Origin of the sequence: Bradyrhizobium sp. RP6 (assembly GCF_003837805.1) — a bacterium.
In the GTDB taxonomy this organism is placed as follows: Bacteria; Pseudomonadota; Alphaproteobacteria; order Rhizobiales; family Xanthobacteraceae; genus Bradyrhizobium.
Genome location: NZ_RQIT01000054.1, coordinates 1 through 2,982, shown reverse-complemented (window position 1 = coordinate 2,982; position 2,982 = coordinate 1). Strand labels below are relative to the sequence as shown.

Sequence of the window (2,982 nt, the reverse complement as noted above, 5' to 3'; positions counted from 1 at the left end):
CGTCCACATGCCGGTTCGCTGATCCGATATGAAGCTCACCCGTTGGTCCACTGCACAGCTCTCTCGCCAAGGCATCGGCTGATCCTCCCAGCCGACAGAGAACTGTCACCCATCCATCCGGTCTACTGTGTTACCAATCTATCCGGTCTGGACAGCGAGCCACCCTCTCCCACAAGGGGAGAGGGGAAGATCAGCGACCGAGGCGATACGCCTCGACCTGGGCCTTCAGCTCATCCAGCGATGCGGTCGGATTGCGGGGGTCAACCCGATACTCCCCGCTTCTCAGCCATTTCAATATCATCGCGTCCACCACCGGCGAATGGTGAATGACGTCGCCGTAGTTGTTCAGATCGTGAGTTACCGCCTTGATCGCGCGGAAATCGTGCAGGCGCACGTTGGGACGCTGCGTCAGGCGTTGTACAATCACGGCCGTGAGATCGGTGACGATCTTCAGCGTCTCGGGCGAGGCATCGCGCATGGCGACGAATTGCAGGATCGAATAGGGCGGCAAGTAGATGTCGAAGCTCACGTCGGGATGGCGCGCGATCAGGCTGGCGGCATCCTGCTCGAAATGCCGGACCATGGCCTCGAAGCCGTAGCCTTCGCCGAGGAAGCTGCGGCGCGACGGAGCGGTGATATAGGCGAAGGCGGCAAGCGTCTTCTTCGCGTTGTAGTCGCGTGCGACGTCGAAATCCCTGGGCAGCGCGTAGATGTCGTCGATGTCTGGCAGCGCGAACTTCACGGGAAGGTAAGGCGCGGCCCGGGTCAGCGGCCCCTGCAGCGGCGGAATCGACCGCAGCAGCGTGAACAGGGATTCCTTCGTCATCGTCGCGCTGAACAGATAGGAGGCGATGCCTTTCGCGGTCCGGCGATAGAGATCGACCGACAGATATGGGTCGGTCTCGATGTCGGCGGCATCGACGAAGATGAAATCGTCCATCTCCCAGATCACGCGTTTTGCGCCGTGCTCGATGGCCTGCTCCAGCACGAAGGCCTGCTGGCGCGAATTGGAACCGGTCATCGCCAGCTTGAGCGAACGGACACCCAGCTCACGGTCGATATCGCTCTGGCGAAAATGGATCGCGAGCGAGGTGCCCATGAAGACCGTGTCGAATGGCCGGCTGCGGATCAGCCCGGCATTCTGCACGCGCGTGTCGTCGGAATAGAAGGCGCGCGGCGAGGGGCGAAACAGTTGCAAGGGATCGACGGCGTAGGTGAGCAAAGCGGCGCCGAGCACGCATACAATGCTCGCGAGCAGAAGACGCCCCAGATGTGTGAACGACCCGCGCATCAGAACCGGAAATAGATGAATTCGCTGTGGCTCTGGATGCCCAGGATGCCGAATGCGAGTACCAGCGACGCCGCATAGAGAAACAGCGGGCGCATCCGCCCGGCCCGCAAGGCCTCGCCGACCCTGCGGCCCGAATGGTCGTAGCCCATCAGCGCTTGGGTGTTCGGCGCCAGCCACACCAGCGCGGCGTAGACGGCGACCATCACCAGCGCTGCGATCTCCTCGCGGCCCAGCACGATAGCCGAGGGATCGGCCATGGCATGGAGAATCCGGAGCGCAAATTCCACACTCGCAGCACGGAAGAACACCCAGGCGACCACGACGGCGAGGAATGTCAGCACGCCGCCTGCGATTCGAACCGGACGGACCAGCAAGCCCGGCACGTCAGGCACCAGCGCGTTGACGGCGTGATTGACGCAGAGATAGGCGCCGTGCAGTGCGCCCCAAATGACAAAGGTCCAGGCCGCGCCGTGCCAGAGGCCGCCGAGCAGCATCGTGATCAGCAGATTGACGTAGCGCAGCACGCGGCCGCGCCTGTTGCCGCCAAGCGGGATGTAGAGATAGTCGCGCAAAAACTGCGACAGCGTCATGTGCCAGCGGCGCCAGAACTCGACGATGCTGGTGGCCTTGTAAGGCGAGTTGAAGTTCACCGGCAGGAAGATGCCGAACATCAGCGAGATCCCGATGGCCATGTCGGAATAGCCGGAGAAATCGAAATAGAGCTGGAAGGTGTAGGCGAGCGCACCCAGCCAGGCCTGATCGAAGCTCGGCGAGCGCGCCTCGAAGGCGAGCGCGACCAGCGGCTGGATGCCGTCGGCGAGGCAGGTCTTCTTGAACAGGCCGATGGCGAAGATGATGATTCCGCACAACATGAGATGCGCATCCGGATGCTTGGTCTCCTCGCGCTCGAATTGCGGGATCATGTCCTTGTGGTGGAGGATGGGCCCTGCGATCAGATGCGGGAAGTACGTCACGAATAGCGCGTAGTGCGGCAGCGCGTAAGCGGCGACTTGGCCGCGATAGGCATCGACCAGGAAGGCGATCTGCGTGAAGGTGTAGAAGGAGATGCCGACCGGCAGCAGGATGTGGACCGCGGCATGCGTGCCGAGCAGCGCATTGATGTTCTCGGCAGCGAAGCCGGCATATTTGAAGATGCCGAGCACGACGAGATCGCCGGCGACGCCGAGCGCGAGCGCGGCCTTTCGTTGCGATGGACCGAGCTCCGCGACGATCAGGAGATGTCCGATGCCGTAATTGAAGGCGATCGACAGCAGCAGCAGCGCCACGAATTGCCAGCTGCCGATGGCGTAGAAGGCGATCGAGGCCAGCGCCAGCCAGATCACCGGCGTCAGATTGCTGCGCCGCCCCAGCCAGAAATAGCCCGCCAGCACGAGCGGCAGGAACAGCAGGAGGAACGGGTAGGAATTGAACAGCATCAGGCTGGACCGGCGGTGGGGATATCGTTCCTAAAGCATACAGGGGGCCGATCAACAACCCGGTGGCCACAGGCAGTCGTGCTGGCAATCCGCAGGCGCGTCGCCATATGATGCGCGACCTGACGCCTTCCCTGGCGTCATTGCCGGGCTTGACCCGGCAATCCATCGATAAGGAATTTGTCTTGATGGATGCGCGGGTCAAGCCCGTGCATGACGAGCTGGTTTCCGGCGAGACACGAACGAGGACCGAGTGAC

Annotated in this window: 3 protein-coding genes; 1 reads left to right on the top strand and 2 read right to left on the bottom strand. The window is 62.4% G+C overall.

Going from position 1 to position 2,982, the window contains the following annotated elements; genetic code table 11:
* Positions 1-190 precede the first annotated feature (190 nt).
* Both EHH60_RS36775 and EHH60_RS36770 read right to left on the bottom strand, forming a co-directional pair.
* Positions 191-1,291, bottom strand: coding sequence for a hypothetical protein (locus tag EHH60_RS36775; protein ID WP_124163995.1), 1,101 nt, complete (start codon positions 1,289-1,291; stop codon positions 191-193).
* Positions 1,291-2,727, bottom strand: a complete 1,437-nt coding sequence (locus EHH60_RS36770) for an MBOAT family O-acyltransferase (protein ID WP_124163994.1) — start codon at positions 2,725-2,727, stop codon at positions 1,291-1,293. The genes EHH60_RS36775 and EHH60_RS36770 overlap by 1 nt, the downstream gene beginning before the upstream one ends.
* Before the next feature lie 107 nt (positions 2,728-2,834).
* Between EHH60_RS36770 and EHH60_RS37345 the strand changes: the two genes are divergently transcribed.
* Entirely contained in the window at positions 2,835-2,981 is a 147-nt protein-coding gene (locus EHH60_RS37345; RefSeq protein ID WP_158626815.1) for a hypothetical protein, read from the top strand.
* The last annotated feature ends 1 nt before the right edge of the window (position 2,982 follow it).